The following is a 16,143-nucleotide window of genomic DNA, read 5'->3' as shown; positions in this document are numbered from 1 at the left end:
GATCAGGCTATCGATAGATACTCACGCCTCGTGGTGCGTGCAAGCCGTATCACCGCGAGGCCGAGGACTGAGAATATGCTGCCAATAGTGCCAAGATAGCCCAGACCCAGATTCGTGATAACCAGCCCACCAATCATTGATCCAATGGCAACACCTAGATAAAGCGCAGAATAATTCAGCGACAAGGCAAGCGGCGCGCTTTCAGGCGCTAGTGCCAGTATGCGACTGGCTTGTGCCGGCGGAAACATCCAGGCGATCACGCCCCACAGCACCATATGCCCGATCAACAACGAGCCCGCTATTTCATGCGGCAATGTCATGATCCAGCTGACAAGCAGGAGAGCGGCGGTGTTGAGAACTGACGCGGCAATCACAGTTTTGGTCGCGCCGAAACGGTCTGCCAGTTGTCCGCCAAGAAAATTGCCGAATGCCGCTCCAACGCCGAACGCCAATAGAATAACGGGCAGATATTCGCGGCCAAGCCCTGCCCCCTGAACAGCGACGGCAGCGATATAGGTATAAACTGCAAACCCGCCTGCCATATAGAGCAACATTGTCAGAAGCGCGGGCAGCAATCCCGGATGACGAATGACACTGAGGCGCTTGGCCAACGTCATTTTGTCCGCGTAAAGTCCGCGCGGCAGCAACACCCACACTATCAATGTTGCCAGAACACCAATCAGGGCAATAAAAATATAAGTGCCGCGCCAACCCGCGAAACTGCTTATGAATGCGCCAAGCGGCGCACCAAATGCAACTGCCAGCGTTGTTCCGCCCACGACTGCCGAGATCGCTCTTGCGCGATGGTGCGGCTCCGATATCGCAACTGCCGTCGCCTGTGCTGTTGCCGCATAAAGCCCAGCCACCACCGCAATCAGAAGACGAGCAATCAGCAGCATATATGTCGGAGCGATCGATGCGAGCAGTGCGCCCAGAACAAACACCAATGCACTGCCTGCGAGCACCAGACGCCGGTCAAGCCCGCCGGTCAAGGCAGCAATGATTGGGGCACCTATCGCGTATGCGAAGGCATAAGTTACGACAAGATAACCTGCCTGAACCAGGCTGACGCCGGTATCCCCGGCTATTTCGGGCAGAAGGCTGGCCACAACAAAGCCTTCAATGCCGATAGCAAACGTGCCCAAAGCTAATCCAACAAGACGAATGTCCATGGCCATTATCCCAATGTTCAATGATCCTTGAACTATCGAGCGACGGCAAATTAATGTCAAGCGATAAGTTCAAAAATTATTGAACATTGAAATCTCTCCTGCCAATTGCTATGACATGGAGTATGACGAACACACTGCATCATCCCGCTCCAGAAGAAATCACTCTGCCTACAGTTCTTGCGGCACTTGGCGATGAGACGCGTCTCGCAATCATTTCCATGCTGGCACGATTTGGTGAAGACGAGCGCAACATGACCTGCAGCTACTTTCTTAGCCTCGGTTCAAAAACCGCGCTGAGCTATCATATTGGAAAGCTGCGTGAAGCGGGGATTATTCATGTTCGCCCTGAAGGCACGAAACGTTTGCTTTCACTGCGGCGCACTGATCTGGAAACCCGGTTTCCCGGCTTCCTTGCTTCAATTTTGGCATCTGCCGAACAACTCACACCCGGCGCGGCTTCTTTGTCCAGCGAGTTCCCGGGGCAGTCAGGATTGCAATCATGAAAATAACGCCGAACGGCTCAATGCCCACGCGTCGCGCTCCAGCCGACTGGTTCACCGGAACCGTATGGCAAGATCCTATTATCGAGGCTGACGAACCTGCGCGTTTGCGCGCCGTTACCGTCCGCTTCGAACCGGGTGCCCGTACGGCGTGGCACACGCATCCGCTCGGCCAGACACTGCATGTCACTTCCGGTTCCGGGCTTGCGCAGGTTTGGGGTGAGGTTATCCGGGAAATCAGGGCTGGCGATACGATCTGGATTCCGCCGGGTGAGAAGCATTGGCACGGGGCCGGGCCTAGTACATTCATGACCCATATCGCCATGCAGGAAGCGCTTGACGGCAAAGCTGTCGAATGGATGGAAAAGGTTTCAGATACGCAATATTCCGGCCACGATTAGTCTGCTACATTACGACAGTTGCAGAGAAGGAAATGATCATGGCATTCGAAGACATCAAGGCTCAGATCGCGCTTTTGGTTGAAGAGATGGTCAAACGGCCAGCGGATGCCCATGAAATTCACGAGACCCTGCGTGAGCACCTGAACGAACTTCGGGCGATGGGTATGCCCCTGCCCGATGACCTTGTAGCGCTTGAACGCAAGCTCGAAACTGACTTCGATTCTTAAATCGTTCCTATCGAGTACCGTTAAAGTTATCGTTCAACAAACTGTCGACAGAGCGTTTTCGCGTATACCCCTTTGAATTTCTGCCATCCAGAACACCGATGTCACGCAGCATGTGATCGGAGAATTCTTCCGTGTGAACGTGATTGGCAGTCTCGTTTTTCAACTGTTGATTTTTCGATCCCCTGAACCAATCCATGAAGGTTGAAAGCACTGTAACAGCCGGTGCATGTGTCTTGGACATCATCATTTCCCTAACTCCAAAAAGCAGGGCCATTGGCCCTTTTGTTGAAGTGAACATGCGCCTTCCCGTGGTTGTTTTCCAACAAAACGCCGAGTAGTATGCATAAGGACAGCTTATGTGAGATAGACCATGCAACTTCCTCCTTTGTCGGCAATCCGTGTGTTCGAAGCTGCTGCTCGCCATGGCAATTTTACCAAGGCGGCCGAAGAACTAGGCATGACACAAGCGGCCGTGAGTTATCAGATCAAGCTGCTTGAAGAGCGTATCGGATCGCTGCTTTTTCTGCGTAAGTCGCGTCAGGTAACGCTTACGGAAGTAGGTGCCCGCCTTTCCCCCGCCATCAGTGAAGCATTCGAACTGATACGTGGCGCAATCGCAGCAACACGCGAGAACGCTGACGGCGTATTGACCATCAGCACGATACCGACTTTTGCCTCAAACTGGCTTGTTCCGAGATTGGGGTCGTTTCAGCTTGCGCATCCGGCATTGGCCGTACGCCTGCAAGCCACACGCGATATGATAGATTTCTCGCGGCAACCCGCAGATGTCGGCATCAGATCCGGCAGTGGAAAATGGCCCGGACTGACCAGCCACAAGATTTTTCCTGCGGAATTCTCGCCCATGCTGACACCTGCATTGGCTGCAACGATCGGAGGCGTAAAAACACCTGCCGATCTTCTGAAACTGCCGCTCATCGATACCGGTGATTACTGGTGGAAGTTATGGTTTCGAGCTGTGGGTATTCAGGAGCCACATCTGCTCGGCGACCCGAGAAGCCGCTTTGGCGATCAGCATCTCGAAGGACGGGCTGTTTTAGCCGGGATGGGCGTCGGCATCCTTACTCCCGCGTTTTATCAGAACGAAATCAAACAAGGTCAGCTTATTCAACCTTTTGATATTCTTGGCGCTGATGGCGATCACTTTTATTGGCTGGTTTATCCGGAAGTTCGCAGAAATGTCCCCAAAATCCGCGCATTCCGCGACTGGATGCTTGGCCAGCTCAGCAATATCGAGAATTGAAAAGGGCGGGATTAATCCCGCCCGCTCCGATCTTTAAAATACTGCGAGATAGCGCAGCAGGGAGATAATACCGATCACCACGACGATGACCTGAATAATCTGCTTGGCGCGGCCATCCAGTGGCAGCATCTGCACGAGATAGAGCACGAGGAAAATCACCAGAACGGTGATCAAAAGACTGATCAAAATCGACATTACATATTTCCTGTTTTCTGGATCAATACGAGTGTAGCCCTCAGGAACTCTCCTAAGCCGACTTTGGTTCCATCACATGCGCGCAAAAATTGCATTTACGCTTTCGCCGCATTGTCTGCTTCCAACCTTGCTGTTAGCTTCAGCGGCATTCCCGCCATGCTTTCAGGAAATCCCCCATGCGCTCATTGTTTCATTTCGCCTATCATGTAACCGATCTTGATGAAGCACGCCGTTTTTATGGTGGGGTACTCGGCTGCGAAGAAGGCCGCAGTACGGACACCTGGGTTGATTTCGATTTCTTTGGCCATCAGATCTCGCTGCACCTCGGCAAGCCATTCGAAACAACAAATACCGGCAAGGTAGGCGACCACATGGTTCCCATGCCGCATTTCGGCGTTATCCTGGCACTTGAGGATTGGAACGCGCTGTTAGACCGGTTGAAGGCCGCAAACATAGAGTTCGTAATGCCACCCGTGGTTCGCTTCAAAGGTGAACCGGGTGAGCAATGGACCATGTTCTTTCGCGACCCCTCGGGCAATCCCATCGAAGTTAAAGGTTTCGCTGATTTCGCCAGCATTTACGCAAAATAGGGTCGCACTGAAAAATCATGGAAGTGCAGCCATCGAATATCAGGGCCGCGTTCTGGATGACCGGATCGCTTGCTGCCATAATTTTGATGGCGGTTTCAGGCCGGGAAGCTTCCCGGGAACTTGATGTCTTTCAGATCATGGAGATGCGGTCGCTGATCGGCCTTGCCATGCTCTATCCGCTCATCCGCTCATCGGGCGGATTCAAAGCCATGAAAACAAGCCGCATCTGGCAGCATCTCGGACGCAACACAGCGCATTACGCCGGTCAATTTGCATGGCTGATGGCACTGTCCATGATCCCGCTTGCGCAGTTGATTGCAATCGAATTCACCACCCCCGCCTGGACAGCTGTGATGGCCGTGGCATTTCTGGGCGAGCGTCTTAACATCTGGCGCACTCTGACCATACTGCTGGGTATTATTGGCGTCGTGATAATCGTGCGTCCCGGCATCAGCACAATCGAAATAGGCCAACTGATCGTGCTTGGAGCCGCGTTTACCTTCGGCATATCATTCACCATGGTCAAATCGCTGACCCGCACGGAAAGCGTGGTGAAGATCATTTTCTGGATGCTGGTGATCCAATCAGGGATTGGGTTGCTGCCTGCCCTCTATGTTTGGCAATGGCCATCCCTGCAAATTATGCCATGGGTGATCATTATTGCATTCACCGGTACGTTCTCGCACTTCTGCATGGCAAAGGCCTTGCTCTATGCCGATGCAACCGTTGTCATTCCCATGGATTTTCTTCGTGTTCCACTTACAGCTGTTGTTGGCTGGCTGGTCTACTCCGAGCGGATTGATGTCTACACGGCGATAGGCGCGGCATTGATCCTCTCCGGCAATTTGCTCAACCTCAAGAATCGTTCGCGCGCCGAACCTGTAAAGCCGACTATAGCTTAAAGGATATTACCTAGATTATAGGTGCCCTGCTTGTTGGTGGTCTCGGCGATTTCAGCCGCCTGATAGATTTTGACGAGATCGGTCAGTCTGGTCTGATGGTTGGCCAGCTTGTCCAGATCACTGACCTCATCTGCGTAAACCGCCTCTACGATCCCTGAGATTTCCTCGGCGACGAGATTCTTCAATGCTTCGATTTTTTCAACCCGATTTGTCATATTCATCTCCTTCAACATTACAATGTTAAAGGTTGGCGGGCGCAATTGTTCCAATTAAGCTTGGCCAACGAATTCACTCTTCGGGTATTTCACGGCCTGTTTCGCCAATATCACCCTTCGCAAGATCTCGCATCCTTGCCTCGGCCGCTGCAGACAAATGCGACCAGATTTTCGCAAGGCTGCTTGCAGCGCGTTGATAGGTTCCATCAAGACCCGGCTCATTCACCAGTTCCTGAACCTCGTTAAAATCGTCAACGCCTTTTTGGATAACCTTATGAAGTCTTGAAACCTGTTCCAGTGTCAGTCCGGACTTGGCAAGGGCAGCAGGAACCTGTTTCACAAGCTGCTGCACAAGATCGGCATGCCGTTTCAGGCGCGCGACTCCATCATTTTCTATCTTGCTGTCTTCTGTCATGGCTGCATATTCACCCGCATCACGCACGAAAGACAGCACATATTTTGAACTATAGTCGTCAATGCTGGATTTGGGCTGTTACGTCGGGCAGTCCGACAGAATGAGCTATACGATGCAATTTACCAGGTTCAGCATCAGCGCCGGTTTCAATACAGTTCAGTTCTTCGACAGTCAGGCCGCAAGCTACTGCCAAGTCTTCAGCGGTATAGCCGAACTTCTCCTTGATCATTTTTACAAGGGTAACACCTGCAGTGATCGCGGAGGCTGTCGTTTCAATCACATCGGCCATTGTAATCTCCTTGTTTGGAAAATTCGGTCTCCGGTAATGCACGGGCTTGAATTTTGTTCCTGCTACCGGGGCATATTCTCCGCAAGAAAATCGATAAAGGTTCGCACGCGTGTCGCCAGATAGTCATGCCCGACAAATACAGCGTTTATCTGCTCCATATCACCAGCATTGTAGTCTTCCAGAATAACCTCGAGACGACCTGCCTCGATATCGCTGGCCAGATGAAAATATCCAAGCCGCGCAATGCCCAATCCGGCAAGAGACATCTGGCGTACAATGGCGCCACTGCTCGCCAGAAAATTACCGGAAATGCCCAGTCGTTCTATTTCTCCTGTTTCAGGATTTTTGAATGGCCATTCCTCAAGCGCACGGCGGAAATTGAAATTCAGGCAATTGTGCTTTTGCAAATCGGCGGGCTCCATTGGCCTGCCACGCACCTTGATATATTCGGGCGAAGCCACGACGACCTTGCGGCTTTCACAGAGTTTGCGCGCTTTTAAATTCGAGTCCCGCATCGGGCCAACACGAATTGCAATGTCTGCACGTTCCCCGATCAGATCGACCACACGCTCGCTAAGGGTGAAATCAAGTTCGACCTCCGGGTATAGTTCCAGAAATTTCGGCATTAGCGGCAATATCAGGAATTGCCCAACTGCAACGGACGAATTTACCCGCAACAGCCCGCGCGGGGCCGCCGATGCGCCCGAAGCAACGACGCGTTCGGTTTCCTCGATTTCTGAGATAATCCGCAACGCTCTCTGCCGGTAGATTTCACCCTCAGGCGTCAGCTGCAGGGAGCGCGTCGAGCGGTTCAGCAAGCGCGTACCAAGCCGGTCCTCTATGCGTCGGATCATCTTGCTAACGGCCGATGGCGACAGACCGAGCTTTCTGCCTGCAGCGGAAAAACTGTCCAATTCGACCGCCGTCACGAAGACGTCCATTTCTCCGGCTCTATTGTCCATGACATGATCCTGTTGCTATCTATGAATTAATTTCACAACAGCTGGTCGATAACAAGCGATTATCATCGCACGCGTTTCAAACCATATCGAAGGTATAGCCATGCCCACATGGATGAGACGGAGTTTTGGATCACCAAACATTTGAAGCTGCCGCTAACTGACAGAGGAAACCAGAATGTTCAATGTAAACGCCAATGGCGCAAAAATTCCGGCAATCGGCTTCGGCACGTTCCGTATGCCCGGTGCTGATGTATTGCGTATGGTTCCAGCCGCGTTGAAGCTTGGCTATCGCCATGTTGATACTGCGCAGATTTACGGCAACGAAGCCGAAGTCGGTGAAGCAATCAAAAGCTCCAGCGTTTCCCGTGGCGACATATTCCTGACAACCAAGGTCTGGGTCGACAAATACAAGCATGACGCCTTTATCAAATCCGTTGATGCGAGCCTGTCGAAGCTGAAGACAGACTATGTTGACCTTCTCCTCCTTCACTGGCCAAAGAGCGATGTTCCGCTGGCTGAGCGGATCGGCGCGCTCAATGAAGTTCGCGATGCGGGCAAAGTTCGTAATATCGGTGTCAGCAATTTCAGTTCTGCCCTGATGGCGGAAGCAGTCAAGCTGAGCAAAGCTCCAATCGTCACCAATCAGGTGGAGTATCATCCCTATCTGGATCAGAGCATCGTATTGAAAGCAGCGCGTGATAGCGGCATAAGCATTACCGCCTATTACGCAATGGCAGATGGCAAGGTCATAAGCGATCCGGTTATCAAAGCGATTGCCGCATCGCATGGCAAGAGCGAAGCACAGATCGTCTTGCGCTGGCTGATTCAGCAGGAGGGCGTTATCACGCTTTCCAAAACTGTGAGCGAAGAACGAGCCCGCAATAATTTCGAGATTTTCGATTTCGAACTGACAAATGAAGAAATGCAGGCATTGCATGCACTTGCACGGCCTGATGGACGTATCGTAAATCCGGGTAATCTTGCTCCCAAGTGGGATTAATCACGCTTCAGATCCGACAATGACTTAGAGCGGCGTCTCTTCAATTGAAAGAGGTGCCGTTGCCGTATCAGCATCCATCTGTGAACTGAGTTCACAAACATTGAGCACCATCTGGTTATTATCAATGGAATGGCGAGGGCTCATATTGAGCGCAACCAACCAGTCATCAATAGTTTGAAATTCGAGGGCTGGCTTTAACGCAGCATCCATTCAAAGGATAGGATCATGCCTCTCGCACTTCTGGCGCTGACAATCAGCGCCTATGCCATCGGGACGACGGAGTTCGTCATCGTTGGCCTCTTGCCTACCGTTGCTACCGATCTCAACATTACCCTCCCGCTCGCAGGCCTTATCGTCAGTGTCTACGCACTTGGCGTCACCTTCGGCGCGCCCATCCTGACTGCCCTCACCGGACGTATCGAGCGCAAGCCTTTGCTGCTTGGTCTGATGGGTTTGTTCATTGTTGGCAATACTGCCGCAGCGCTCTCCCCGACTTACGAGCTTTTGCTTGTCGCGCGCGTCATCAGCGCTTTTGCGCATGGCGTGTTCTTCTCGGTTGGCGCAACAATCGCTGCCGATCTGGTTGCACCCAATCGCCGCGCTTCCGCCATCGCCATGATGTTCCTTGGCCTAACCGTCGCCATCGTGACAGGTGTTCCGCTTGGTACATTCATTGGCCAGCAACTTGGGTGGCGCGCAACATTCTGGGCCGTTACAGTTCTTGGCGTGATTGCATTCCTTGCCATCGCAATGCTTCTGCCATCGAAGATCGCCAAAGCAGCACCTGCCCGCATAATCGATCAGATTCGCGTTCTCGGCAGCGGCCGCCTGCTGCTTGCCTTTGCCATGACGGCGCTTGGTTACGGCGGAACATTCGTGATGTTTACATTCCTCGCACCTGTTCTTGAACAGATCACCGGCTATGCAAACTCAACAGTGAGCTTGATCCTCGTTCTCTACGGCCTGTCCATTGCCGTAGGAAACATGGTTGGCGGACGTGTGGCTGACGGAAATCCCGTCAAGGCTCTCGCAGTCATGTTCCTTTTGCAGGCCATTGTTCTGGCGGTCTTTACCTTCACCGCCGTTTCACCGGTCTGGTCTCTGGTAACACTTGCTGCTCTTGGTGCATTGTCATTCTCGAACGTACCCGGCCTTCAACTCTACGTGGTACAACTCGCCAAGATTCACACGCCTGAAACAGTTGATGTCGCATCGGCTCTTAATATCGCTGCGTTCAATCTCGGCATTGCCGGTGGCGCATTCCTCGGTGGCATTATCGTTGCCTCGCCGCTTGGGCTTGGTGCAACGCCTTGGGTGGGTTCCCTGCTGGTTGTCGGTGCGCTCGGCCTGACACTTTGGAGCCAGATACTCGACAGGCGTGAGACCGCCCGCGTACTGGTTCCCGCCTGCTAAACTTGGCAGCGCCGCAAAAATTGTTAAGGTCAGCATGAGATTCGCAAGAGGTTTTTCATGCTGGCCGAAGTGGCACTGCCCATCAAGCTGACTTTCAAGCTCTGGTTGCGCTTCTGGCCCCAATTGGTGGCCGTTGTGCTTCTGGGGCTTACTGTTTCCCATGTGCTGATGTATCTGGCCGTAAAGACGGCATATATGAACCATTACGCCGGGCTTGCGGTTTTGACCCTTGTTGCCCTCACGCAATTGATAACAACTGTCTCCATGATTCAGATCGTGCGTCCCGGGTTGCCGTCCGTCAACGCAGCGCAAATGCAATCAGACAGACTATCCGGCAAGCAAACGAGCGGCTTTTCCCGTTTGACCACAATCGTCGCAATCGCCCTTATTCCCTTCTTCGCTTACTATGCCGCTTGGGGATTTCTCGGCGACACGGTGCGCCAGTACTCCCGCCTTGCTTTGGCGATGATGCCTTTCGGAGGTGGCGGCAATGTTTTGGACGTACTCGATTCCAAGTGGATTCTCCTGTCAGTTGCAATCTCCTGGCTGTTACGCTGGCTCGCCAAACGCCTGAAGGAAAAGTCCAACCGCTCATTCTGGGAAATTGTTATCGTCATATGCGAGACCAATTGGGTTTTCATCGGTCTTTACATTATCAGCCGCTGGAAAGATGACTGGATGCAGGCACTGGTCAATGGCAAGCTCTGGAACTGGTTTGAGCAGTTATTCGCCGCAATTATCCAGCCCGTTTCATATGCTTATGCCGCCGCGACGGTTCCCATTGAGCAGGTGCCGGAAAGCTTTGGAACCGTTGCCACCATGTTGTTCTTTCATGCGCTCTTTCCTCTGATCTGGCTCGTCATGGTCGCTCTGGTCTATGGTTACGATGTGCGGGACCAGAAGGAGCTTATGCGTGTGCATCACCGGGTGGAGCGTTTTGGTGAGCGCTATCGGGCGATCCCCAAATTCTTGCGCGACTTTATCAACCATTTCATCAGTGGCTATCGTTCCCGCTATCTGCCTATTGCCAACGGCATCAGGATAACCATGAATTCCGGCCTGCTTCTGATCATCACGCTCATCCTCGGTTATCGATTTATCGAGTGGGTAGCAGCATGGGCATGGCTCGGCGCGGCTCATATCATCGGCCCGCAATCAGCCAGGATATGGGAGTTTGTCGGCAACGCTGTCGTATTCCTGTTTGGTAGCCCGCTACAGGATTCCTCGACCGGCGTACTCGTGGAACCCCTGCGGATATGTTTCCTTGCAGCAGTTCTGGAAACGGCTTTCTCCATGACGAAGAAGCCTGCATCTGCTGACGTTGGAGCGGTGGCCAATCCGGCCTGATCTATTCGGTGCGTGCAAATTTCAGGTAATGAGGCCGTTCGCTATAAACGCCTAACGTCGGGCGTACTTCATCTGCGACATTTACCGGTACGAGGAACCGCTCTTCAATCACCATTCTGGTGCCTTTTTCCGCCCCTGAAAACATCGCCGAAACGCATGTTTGAATGCCATTTTCGGGGGAGCGCATTCCCGGGATTGACGTCGGTGACCATGATCTGCCGGCCTTGTCCGTTAGCCGGATTGCACACATGAGCCACAGTTCCTGCAGGTTGGTCTCACCGATTTCCACCAGAAACCTTGCAATGACAGGCACTGAGCCCGCCGGTAGCGCGCCGGGACGAATGCCTTCCTCGACCTTTCGCAATCCGTAAAACTGCCAATCGCTGCCGCCGTAGTGCTTGACCTCTCCCGCAGCAACCTCTGTGGGATAGAGATCGGTATACCGGCTCATCTCGGTATAATCACCGAAGCTGATGGTGAACAGTGAAAGCGGAACAATGATTATCAGCGCCCAAAGGCTACGCCAGTACCAGCGACGCTCGGAACTTTGTGTTTCCTGATCCAGTACGGTCATTGCATCAGCTCCCCGCAGCCGGTTGCGGACGCGATATGTCGAAACTATCAACAATCAGCGGCTGGCCATCGTTGAACTTCTTGAAATCGTCGACCGATATCCGTGCTTCCGAATCCAGCGAGGGGAGCATCTGCGCCGACATGAGCAATGTCGCACCATTGACCTGATCAGGCATTATCTCGAATGCAAGCTGTGCCTGCTTTGGCAAGCCGGGCTCAAGCATGTAAGGCGGCTGTCCCGGCAGCCAGCCAACGCGGTTGCTTTGCTCAAATCTGAGACCTGTCGGTCCCTGCCAGATTGCTGTCGAGACACCCGTGCTTTTCGTCGTTGCTGCTAGTTCCACCGAGGCAATTACCCACACGCCTGAAGTCGTTAGAGCCTTGGTTTTCCCAAACTGCGTATAGGTCAACTCACGCGCAAAAGTTACCCGATTGAGCTTCACGTCAAATTCACGCGTATGCACCAGATCATGCATTTTTCCATAGGCCGCAATGGGCCCGGTAAGTTCGCCATAGCGCGGCTTTGTTACCCACATGCCGTAAAGCAGCGCCACCGCAACAAGGATGACGACGATATTCCATAACCTGCGCATCAGCCCTGCTCCTGTTGTAGGGGCATGTGCAGGGAGCCTACAATATTCTTGCTCCACCAGCCGGGCGTTCCTGTCAGATTGTTACGGTATTTGAATCCATACGCTTCAATCGCCAGCCTGATTTCACTGCCTGTCGCAAGGTCTTTGGGCATCAGCCAGACATAAACCATTTTCTCCGGCATTCCCGGTTGCAGGCTTGGCGTCATCGATTCATCCCTTGTCAGATAAATCATCGGCTGCTCGATCTTGTCCGCGATATCGGCTGGCCATTGAAACGTCGTGTAATAGCCCCTGTCGGACTCAATCGTGCGATTCATCAGCTCGACCTCGAACACAACTGCCTTCTGGCCTTCCTTCGGGGTAGTGCCATATATTTTCTGGCTGGTTGTCCAGATTTTCAGAGGCTTTATAAGCCACTTACCTGCTTCCATGGATTGACCAGCAGTGATCTCGGGAAGCACCGGTTTTTCAGCCGCCTCGAATGCACCCATGGCAAAAGCGAGGCCCAATGCGGCGAACGAACCAAGCCCTGCTGTCAGCCAGGCTGTCGCCTTGCTGCGAAACGTGACGAAATGGGACCACATCTATCCGTGTTTCTCCACTATCGCTCCGGAACTCTCAAATGAGTCGAACTTGCGGGAACCATGCAACAGCAACGGGGTAAATTTCAACCCTAACGAGTAGTTCGGCTGAGCGGCTTACCTTTGCGCCACTTGCGGGAGATAGGCATTCACAAGGCTGACGACCTGAGCGTCACGCAGTTTGGCGGTCTCGCCACCCATGACGACGGCGACAAGTTGGCGGCCATCATCGTTGATTGAGGTTACGATGTTGAAGCCCGAGGCGCGCACATAGCCTGTCTTGATGCCATCGGCACCATTCAGCTGTGCCAACACGCGGTTATGCCCGTGAATGACCTTGCCGTCGAACATGAAGTCCTGCGTTACGAAGTAATAATACTGCTGCGGATAGTGCTTGCGCAAAGACAGTCCCAGCAGGGCCATATCGCGGGCAGTGGTGATCTGCTGGGGATCAGGCAAGCCGGATGCGTTGTGGAAAACCGTCCCGCGCATACCAAGCGCGCGGCCTTTCGCCGTCATCTGCGCCGCGAATTGCTCTTCTGTTCCGCCAAGATATTCAGCCAATGCCACGGCAATATCATTCGCCGATTTAACCACCAGCGCCTTGATTGCCGTATCGACATCAATTGTCCTGCCGGGTTTGAGGCCAAGCTTGCTTGGCGCCTGCGAAGCAGCATGCGCCGAGATCGGAATTTGAGTGTCTTTGCTGATCCTGCCCGATTGCATTGCTTCGAACGTTAGATACAGCGTCATCATTTTGGTCAGCGATGCGGGAATACGCGGCAGATCGGCGCCTGCCTGATAGAGCACTGCCCCTGTACTGCCATCGACCACAATGGCAGCAGACTTTTCTGTAACCGGCACCGGTGCAATCGCACCGACTGAATCGAGTGATGTCGCTGTCGTGCATCCACTGGCTACGCTGAGGATAAGGCCAAACGCAGCTGCGAACTTCAAAACGGGATGCAAGGACATGGATACTCACGGCACTTAATGATTGGACTGAGAGCGCCTTGTTAGCTGATTTCAGTGGCAAGGCCAAGCTGTGCAGTTACTACGCGGTTAAAACTACCTTGACGCTGCGCGACCTGTCGAGTGCCGTGCGGAAAGCCTCCGGCGCATCCGCGAGCTTGTATTCACCTGTAACAAGTTTCAGCACGTCGACCTTGTTTTCCACAATCAGCTCCACCGCTTCAAAGAACTCGTCTCCAAACCGGAATGTGCCGATAAGATCGAGTTCCTTGGACATGATCGCATTGGCAGGTACAGGGATTGCCCCACCGGCAAGATTGCCCACCTGAACGACCGTTCCGCCCCGCCGGACTGTCCGGATAGCGGAGGCCAGTCCGGCAGGCGTACCGGAAATTTCAAAGGCAATGTCAAACGGCGTCGCCGCCGCAACTTCCGCCAGCCTTTCCTCTCCCGCGGATATATCCACGATCTGGTCGGCTCCCAGTTCTTCAGCAAACTTCAATGGAGCAGCAGCAACGTCAACCATCGTCACGGATTCTGCACCCGCATGTTTCAATGCCAACAAGGTAAGAAGGCCGATTGGTCCCGATCCGAAGATAATTGTCGAAGTACCTTTTACATGACCCGCTCTGCGAACCGCATGCAGGCACACAGCCAGAGGCTCGGCCAATGCCGCCGCCTGGAATGGCAGATCATCCGGCACCTTGACGCATTGCGCAGCGACCGCATCGAAAACGCTGGCGAAACCGCCCTGCATGTGCGGTGTCTTGGAAGCAGACCCCATGAAATAGATATTCTCGCACAGGTTCGGCCGTCCCTCGTGGCAATAGGCACAGGTTCCACACCAGCGCGACGGATTGACGGCAACCCGGTCGCCAACAGCAATACCGGTTACATCGCGGCCAATCTCGATGATTTCGCCCGCAACCTCGTGGCCCAGAATGAGCGGAGAAGTCACAACGAAATCGCCAGTTTTGGCATGACGGAAGTAATGCATGTCAGAGCCGCATATTCCGCCTGCCCCGAACTTGACCCGCGCCATATTCGGCGCGAGTTCACCAAGTTCGATGTCGACAACGCGAAGATCTTCCGCTGCAAAAAGCGTTGCAGCGATACCTTTATTACTCATTTTATAAGACCCAGCTGGGTTGGAAGCCAAAGTGTAATCGCCGGAATGAAGGTGATGGCGATCAGTGCGATAAAGAGCGGTACGAGCCATGGCAGGATTGCCATTGTCGTTCGCTCGACGGAAAGCTTCGCGACGCGGGACAGCACGAATAGCACCATTCCCAACGGCGGATGCAGAAGGCCGATCATCAGGTTAAGCGTCATGATCAACCCGAAATGAACCGGATCAATATCGAACTTCAACACCAGCGGCAAAAGGATCGGCACGAGGATCGTAATAGCCGCGATCGTGTCGAGGAAGCACCCGACAAACAGCATCAGGATGTTGACGAGTATCAGGAACACCCATTTGTTCTCGGTGATCGAAAGGATCGCCGCTGACAGAAGCTGTGCGGCCTGACTGACAGTCAGCAGCCATGCGAATACCGAAGCCGCCGTAACGATGAACAGCACTGAAGCCGTGGTTTCGATTGTATCGAAACTAGCTTTGGCGAGGCTCGCCATTGACATGGTGCGATAACGCACCAGACCTAGAAACAGCGACCAGAGAACTGCTGCGACAGCCGCCTCGGTTGGCGTGAACCAGCCCATTGTCATGCCGCCGATGAGAATGACGGGCGTCATCAGCGCCATCACTGCGGAGAAGTCGAAATACCAGTCAGCAGCGAGCAGCAAGACAAGCGCGATGCCGACTGAGGCATTGATCGAGAGACCCGTCAGCGTCAGCAGATAGATAAACAGAGGAACGCAGGCGACCACAACGATTTCAAGCGAGGCCTCCAGCAACTGCTTGATTTCGAACGGAGCATCCGAGCCCCAGCGCTTCACATAGGCAAAGATTGCAACCGTAATCATCATCAAGACTGTCATGACGATACCCGGCAGGATACCAGCCATGAACAGCGCACCGATGGAGACATTTGCCATCATGCCGTAGATGACGAAAGGCAGCGATGGCGGAAAGATCGGCCCGAGCGTTGCAGACGCCGCAGTTACGCCGACAGCCGCTTCGACAGGATAGCCGTGATCCTTCATCGCCTTGATTTCAATCGTGCCGATACCGGCGGCGTCAGCCAAAGCGGTGCCCGACATGCCCGAAAAGATCACCGAGCCGATAATATTAACCTGCGCCAGACCACCCTTCATCCAGCCGACAAGCGCGACCGCAAAGGAATAGATACGGCCCGTCACACCAGCGGAGTTCATCAAATTGCCCGCAAGAATGAAAAACGGCACGGCGAGCAGCGGGAAGCTTTCAACGCCTGCAATCATGCGCTGGGCGACAATGATGTCCGGCGCAACGCCGAAGAACACGAGATAAAGCACTGACGCTACAGCCATCGAAATGGCGACTGGAACGCCGACAACCATCAACAGTAGAAATGAACCAACAAGCAGCAACATGGG

23 protein-coding genes are annotated in these 16,143 nt (G+C 53.5%); 9 read left to right on the top strand and 14 right to left on the bottom strand.

Going from position 1 to position 16,143, the window contains the following annotated elements:
- Positions 1-2 precede the first annotated feature (2 nt).
- On the bottom strand, positions 3-1,172 hold the full coding sequence (locus tag ABKW30_RS05520) for an MFS transporter (protein ID WP_348597253.1): 1,170 nt from the start codon (positions 1,170-1,172) through the stop codon (positions 3-5).
- Between the two features lie 122 nt (positions 1,173-1,294).
- On the opposite strand from ABKW30_RS05520, the gene ABKW30_RS05515 reads away from it, so the two are divergent.
- The 3 genes from ABKW30_RS05515 to ABKW30_RS05505 are packed head-to-tail and all read left to right on the top strand — an operon-like array spanning position 1,295 to position 2,300.
- Entirely contained in the window at positions 1,295-1,675 is a 381-nt protein-coding gene (locus tag ABKW30_RS05515; RefSeq protein ID WP_348597251.1) for a helix-turn-helix transcriptional regulator, read from the top strand.
- On the top strand, positions 1,672-2,073 hold the full coding sequence (locus ABKW30_RS05510; RefSeq protein ID WP_348597249.1) for a cupin domain-containing protein: 402 nt from the start codon (positions 1,672-1,674) through the stop codon (positions 2,071-2,073). Before ABKW30_RS05515 ends, ABKW30_RS05510 begins: the two co-directional genes overlap by 4 nt.
- A gap of 38 nt (positions 2,074-2,111) precedes the next feature.
- Positions 2,112-2,300 (top strand): hypothetical protein, encoded by a 189-nt coding sequence (locus ABKW30_RS05505; protein ID WP_008122300.1) that lies wholly within the window; start codon positions 2,112-2,114, stop codon positions 2,298-2,300.
- A gap of 7 nt (positions 2,301-2,307) precedes the next feature.
- Here the strand turns inward: ABKW30_RS05505 and ABKW30_RS05500 are convergent, their stop codons facing one another.
- Entirely contained in the window at positions 2,308-2,598 is a 291-nt protein-coding gene (locus ABKW30_RS05500; protein ID WP_348597247.1) for a hypothetical protein, read from the bottom strand.
- Between the two features lie 72 nt (positions 2,599-2,670).
- Here ABKW30_RS05500 and ABKW30_RS05495 point away from each other — a divergent pair, with 72 nt between their 5' ends.
- The gene (locus tag ABKW30_RS05495; protein WP_348597246.1) at positions 2,671-3,561 is read left to right on the top strand and encodes a LysR substrate-binding domain-containing protein; all 891 of its coding nucleotides are present in this window, start codon (positions 2,671-2,673) and stop codon (positions 3,559-3,561) included.
- 33 nt (positions 3,562-3,594) lie between these two features.
- Here ABKW30_RS05495 and ABKW30_RS05490 read toward each other — a convergent pair whose 3' ends face one another.
- Positions 3,595-3,756, bottom strand: a complete 162-nt coding sequence (locus ABKW30_RS05490; protein WP_008122293.1) for a Thivi_2564 family membrane protein — start codon at positions 3,754-3,756, stop codon at positions 3,595-3,597.
- Positions 3,757-3,932: 176 nt separating this feature from the next.
- Between ABKW30_RS05490 and ABKW30_RS05485 the strand changes: the two genes are divergently transcribed.
- The gene (locus ABKW30_RS05485) at positions 3,933-4,346 is read left to right on the top strand and encodes a VOC family protein (protein ID WP_348597244.1); all 414 of its coding nucleotides are present in this window, start codon (positions 3,933-3,935) and stop codon (positions 4,344-4,346) included.
- Positions 4,347-4,363: 17 nt separating this feature from the next.
- Complete coding sequence (locus ABKW30_RS05480; protein ID WP_348597242.1) at positions 4,364-5,248, top strand: DMT family transporter; 885 nt, start codon at positions 4,364-4,366, stop codon at positions 5,246-5,248.
- On the opposite strand, the gene ABKW30_RS05475 is transcribed toward ABKW30_RS05480, so the two are convergent.
- From ABKW30_RS05475 to ABKW30_RS05460, 4 genes are all read right to left on the bottom strand, one after another.
- On the bottom strand, positions 5,245-5,463 hold the full coding sequence (locus ABKW30_RS05475) for a hypothetical protein (protein ID WP_348597240.1): 219 nt from the start codon (positions 5,461-5,463) through the stop codon (positions 5,245-5,247). The genes ABKW30_RS05480 and ABKW30_RS05475 overlap by 4 nt on opposite strands.
- A gap of 73 nt (positions 5,464-5,536) precedes the next feature.
- Complete coding sequence (locus tag ABKW30_RS05470) at positions 5,537-5,878, bottom strand: hypothetical protein (RefSeq protein ID WP_348597238.1); 342 nt, start codon at positions 5,876-5,878, stop codon at positions 5,537-5,539.
- A 58-nt stretch (positions 5,879-5,936) separates the two neighbouring features.
- Entirely contained in the window at positions 5,937-6,167 is a 231-nt protein-coding gene (locus ABKW30_RS05465) for a helix-turn-helix domain-containing protein (RefSeq protein WP_348597236.1), read from the bottom strand.
- 62 nt (positions 6,168-6,229) lie between these two features.
- On the bottom strand, positions 6,230-7,129 hold the full coding sequence (locus tag ABKW30_RS05460; protein ID WP_348597234.1) for a LysR family transcriptional regulator: 900 nt from the start codon (positions 7,127-7,129) through the stop codon (positions 6,230-6,232).
- A gap of 175 nt (positions 7,130-7,304) precedes the next feature.
- Between ABKW30_RS05460 and ABKW30_RS05455 the strand changes: the two genes are divergently transcribed.
- On the top strand, positions 7,305-8,129 hold the full coding sequence (locus ABKW30_RS05455; RefSeq protein WP_348597233.1) for an aldo/keto reductase: 825 nt from the start codon (positions 7,305-7,307) through the stop codon (positions 8,127-8,129).
- 24 nt (positions 8,130-8,153) lie between these two features.
- Here ABKW30_RS05455 and ABKW30_RS05450 read toward each other — a convergent pair whose 3' ends face one another.
- The gene (locus tag ABKW30_RS05450) at positions 8,154-8,339 is read right to left on the bottom strand and encodes a hypothetical protein (RefSeq protein ID WP_348597232.1); all 186 of its coding nucleotides are present in this window, start codon (positions 8,337-8,339) and stop codon (positions 8,154-8,156) included.
- A 15-nt stretch (positions 8,340-8,354) separates the two neighbouring features.
- Here ABKW30_RS05450 and ABKW30_RS05445 point away from each other — a divergent pair, with 15 nt between their 5' ends.
- Together ABKW30_RS05445 and ABKW30_RS05440 are read left to right on the top strand one after the other, a co-directional pair.
- The gene (locus ABKW30_RS05445; RefSeq protein WP_348597230.1) at positions 8,355-9,542 is read left to right on the top strand and encodes an MFS transporter; all 1,188 of its coding nucleotides are present in this window, start codon (positions 8,355-8,357) and stop codon (positions 9,540-9,542) included.
- A 57-nt stretch (positions 9,543-9,599) separates the two neighbouring features.
- A complete protein-coding gene (locus tag ABKW30_RS05440) occupies positions 9,600-10,889 on the top strand; it encodes a hypothetical protein (protein ID WP_348597228.1) in 1,290 nt (429 codons plus the stop codon).
- A 1-nt stretch (position 10,890) separates the two neighbouring features.
- Here ABKW30_RS05440 and ABKW30_RS05435 read toward each other — a convergent pair whose 3' ends face one another.
- The 6 genes from ABKW30_RS05435 to ABKW30_RS05410 form a co-directional block, all read right to left on the bottom strand.
- Complete coding sequence (locus tag ABKW30_RS05435; RefSeq protein ID WP_348597226.1) at positions 10,891-11,463, bottom strand: hypothetical protein; 573 nt, start codon at positions 11,461-11,463, stop codon at positions 10,891-10,893.
- A 4-nt stretch (positions 11,464-11,467) separates the two neighbouring features.
- Entirely contained in the window at positions 11,468-12,055 is a 588-nt protein-coding gene (locus ABKW30_RS05430) for a hypothetical protein (RefSeq protein ID WP_348597224.1), read from the bottom strand.
- A complete protein-coding gene (locus ABKW30_RS05425) occupies positions 12,055-12,639 on the bottom strand; it encodes a hypothetical protein (protein WP_348597222.1) in 585 nt (194 codons plus the stop codon). The genes ABKW30_RS05430 and ABKW30_RS05425 overlap by 1 nt, the downstream gene beginning before the upstream one ends.
- Before the next feature lie 114 nt (positions 12,640-12,753).
- On the bottom strand, positions 12,754-13,611 hold the full coding sequence (locus tag ABKW30_RS05420; RefSeq protein ID WP_348597220.1) for a D-alanyl-D-alanine carboxypeptidase family protein: 858 nt from the start codon (positions 13,609-13,611) through the stop codon (positions 12,754-12,756).
- A 79-nt stretch (positions 13,612-13,690) separates the two neighbouring features.
- Complete coding sequence (locus tag ABKW30_RS05415) at positions 13,691-14,737, bottom strand: L-idonate 5-dehydrogenase (protein ID WP_348597218.1); 1,047 nt, start codon at positions 14,735-14,737, stop codon at positions 13,691-13,693.
- A complete protein-coding gene (locus ABKW30_RS05410) occupies positions 14,734-16,140 on the bottom strand; it encodes a TRAP transporter large permease (protein WP_348597216.1) in 1,407 nt (468 codons plus the stop codon). The genes ABKW30_RS05415 and ABKW30_RS05410 overlap by 4 nt, the downstream gene beginning before the upstream one ends.
- Positions 16,141-16,143 lie beyond the last annotated feature (3 nt).

It is taken from the genome of Phyllobacterium sp. SB3, assembly GCF_040009165.1.
Taxonomy (GTDB): Bacteria; Pseudomonadota; Alphaproteobacteria; order Rhizobiales; family Rhizobiaceae; genus Phyllobacterium.
The sequence above is the reverse complement of the archived record's forward strand: the minus strand, read 5'-3'. Positions and strand labels throughout refer to the sequence as shown.

Bases quoted from the DNA above. Each gene is read 5' to 3' on its own strand.
- ABKW30_RS05415 (WP_348597218.1), bottom strand. From the start codon at position 14,737: ATGAGTAATAAAGGTATCGCTGCAACGCTTTTTGCAGCGGAAGATCTT.
- ABKW30_RS05410 (WP_348597216.1), bottom strand. From the start codon at position 16,140: ATGTTGCTGCTTGTTGGTTCATTTCTACTGTTGATGGTTGTCGGCGTT.
- ABKW30_RS05460 (WP_348597234.1), bottom strand. From the start codon at position 7,129: ATGGACAATAGAGCCGGAGAAATGGACGTCTTCGTGACGGCGGTCGAA.
- ABKW30_RS05470 (WP_348597238.1), bottom strand. From the start codon at position 5,878: ATGACAGAAGACAGCAAGATAGAAAATGATGGAGTCGCGCGCCTGAAA.
- ABKW30_RS05495 (WP_348597246.1), top strand. From the start codon at position 2,671: ATGCAACTTCCTCCTTTGTCGGCAATCCGTGTGTTCGAAGCTGCTGCT.
- ABKW30_RS05490 (WP_008122293.1), bottom strand. From the start codon at position 3,756: ATGTCGATTTTGATCAGTCTTTTGATCACCGTTCTGGTGATTTTCCTC.
- ABKW30_RS05520 (WP_348597253.1), bottom strand. From the start codon at position 1,172: ATGGACATTCGTCTTGTTGGATTAGCTTTGGGCACGTTTGCTATCGGC.
- ABKW30_RS05430 (WP_348597224.1), bottom strand. From the start codon at position 12,055: ATGCGCAGGTTATGGAATATCGTCGTCATCCTTGTTGCGGTGGCGCTG.
- ABKW30_RS05510 (WP_348597249.1), top strand. From the start codon at position 1,672: ATGAAAATAACGCCGAACGGCTCAATGCCCACGCGTCGCGCTCCAGCC.
- ABKW30_RS05505 (WP_008122300.1), top strand. From the start codon at position 2,112: ATGGCATTCGAAGACATCAAGGCTCAGATCGCGCTTTTGGTTGAAGAG.
- ABKW30_RS05445 (WP_348597230.1), top strand. From the start codon at position 8,355: ATGCCTCTCGCACTTCTGGCGCTGACAATCAGCGCCTATGCCATCGGG.
- ABKW30_RS05455 (WP_348597233.1), top strand. From the start codon at position 7,305: ATGTTCAATGTAAACGCCAATGGCGCAAAAATTCCGGCAATCGGCTTC.
- ABKW30_RS05500 (WP_348597247.1), bottom strand. From the start codon at position 2,598: ATGTTCACTTCAACAAAAGGGCCAATGGCCCTGCTTTTTGGAGTTAGG.
- ABKW30_RS05515 (WP_348597251.1), top strand. From the start codon at position 1,295: ATGACGAACACACTGCATCATCCCGCTCCAGAAGAAATCACTCTGCCT.
- ABKW30_RS05420 (WP_348597220.1), bottom strand. From the start codon at position 13,611: ATGTCCTTGCATCCCGTTTTGAAGTTCGCAGCTGCGTTTGGCCTTATC.
- ABKW30_RS05480 (WP_348597242.1), top strand. From the start codon at position 4,364: ATGGAAGTGCAGCCATCGAATATCAGGGCCGCGTTCTGGATGACCGGA.
- ABKW30_RS05465 (WP_348597236.1), bottom strand. From the start codon at position 6,167: ATGGCCGATGTGATTGAAACGACAGCCTCCGCGATCACTGCAGGTGTT.
- ABKW30_RS05435 (WP_348597226.1), bottom strand. From the start codon at position 11,463: ATGACCGTACTGGATCAGGAAACACAAAGTTCCGAGCGTCGCTGGTAC.
- ABKW30_RS05425 (WP_348597222.1), bottom strand. From the start codon at position 12,639: ATGTGGTCCCATTTCGTCACGTTTCGCAGCAAGGCGACAGCCTGGCTG.
- ABKW30_RS05450 (WP_348597232.1), bottom strand. From the start codon at position 8,339: ATGGATGCTGCGTTAAAGCCAGCCCTCGAATTTCAAACTATTGATGAC.
- ABKW30_RS05475 (WP_348597240.1), bottom strand. From the start codon at position 5,463: ATGACAAATCGGGTTGAAAAAATCGAAGCATTGAAGAATCTCGTCGCC.
- ABKW30_RS05440 (WP_348597228.1), top strand. From the start codon at position 9,600: ATGCTGGCCGAAGTGGCACTGCCCATCAAGCTGACTTTCAAGCTCTGG.
- ABKW30_RS05485 (WP_348597244.1), top strand. From the start codon at position 3,933: ATGCGCTCATTGTTTCATTTCGCCTATCATGTAACCGATCTTGATGAA.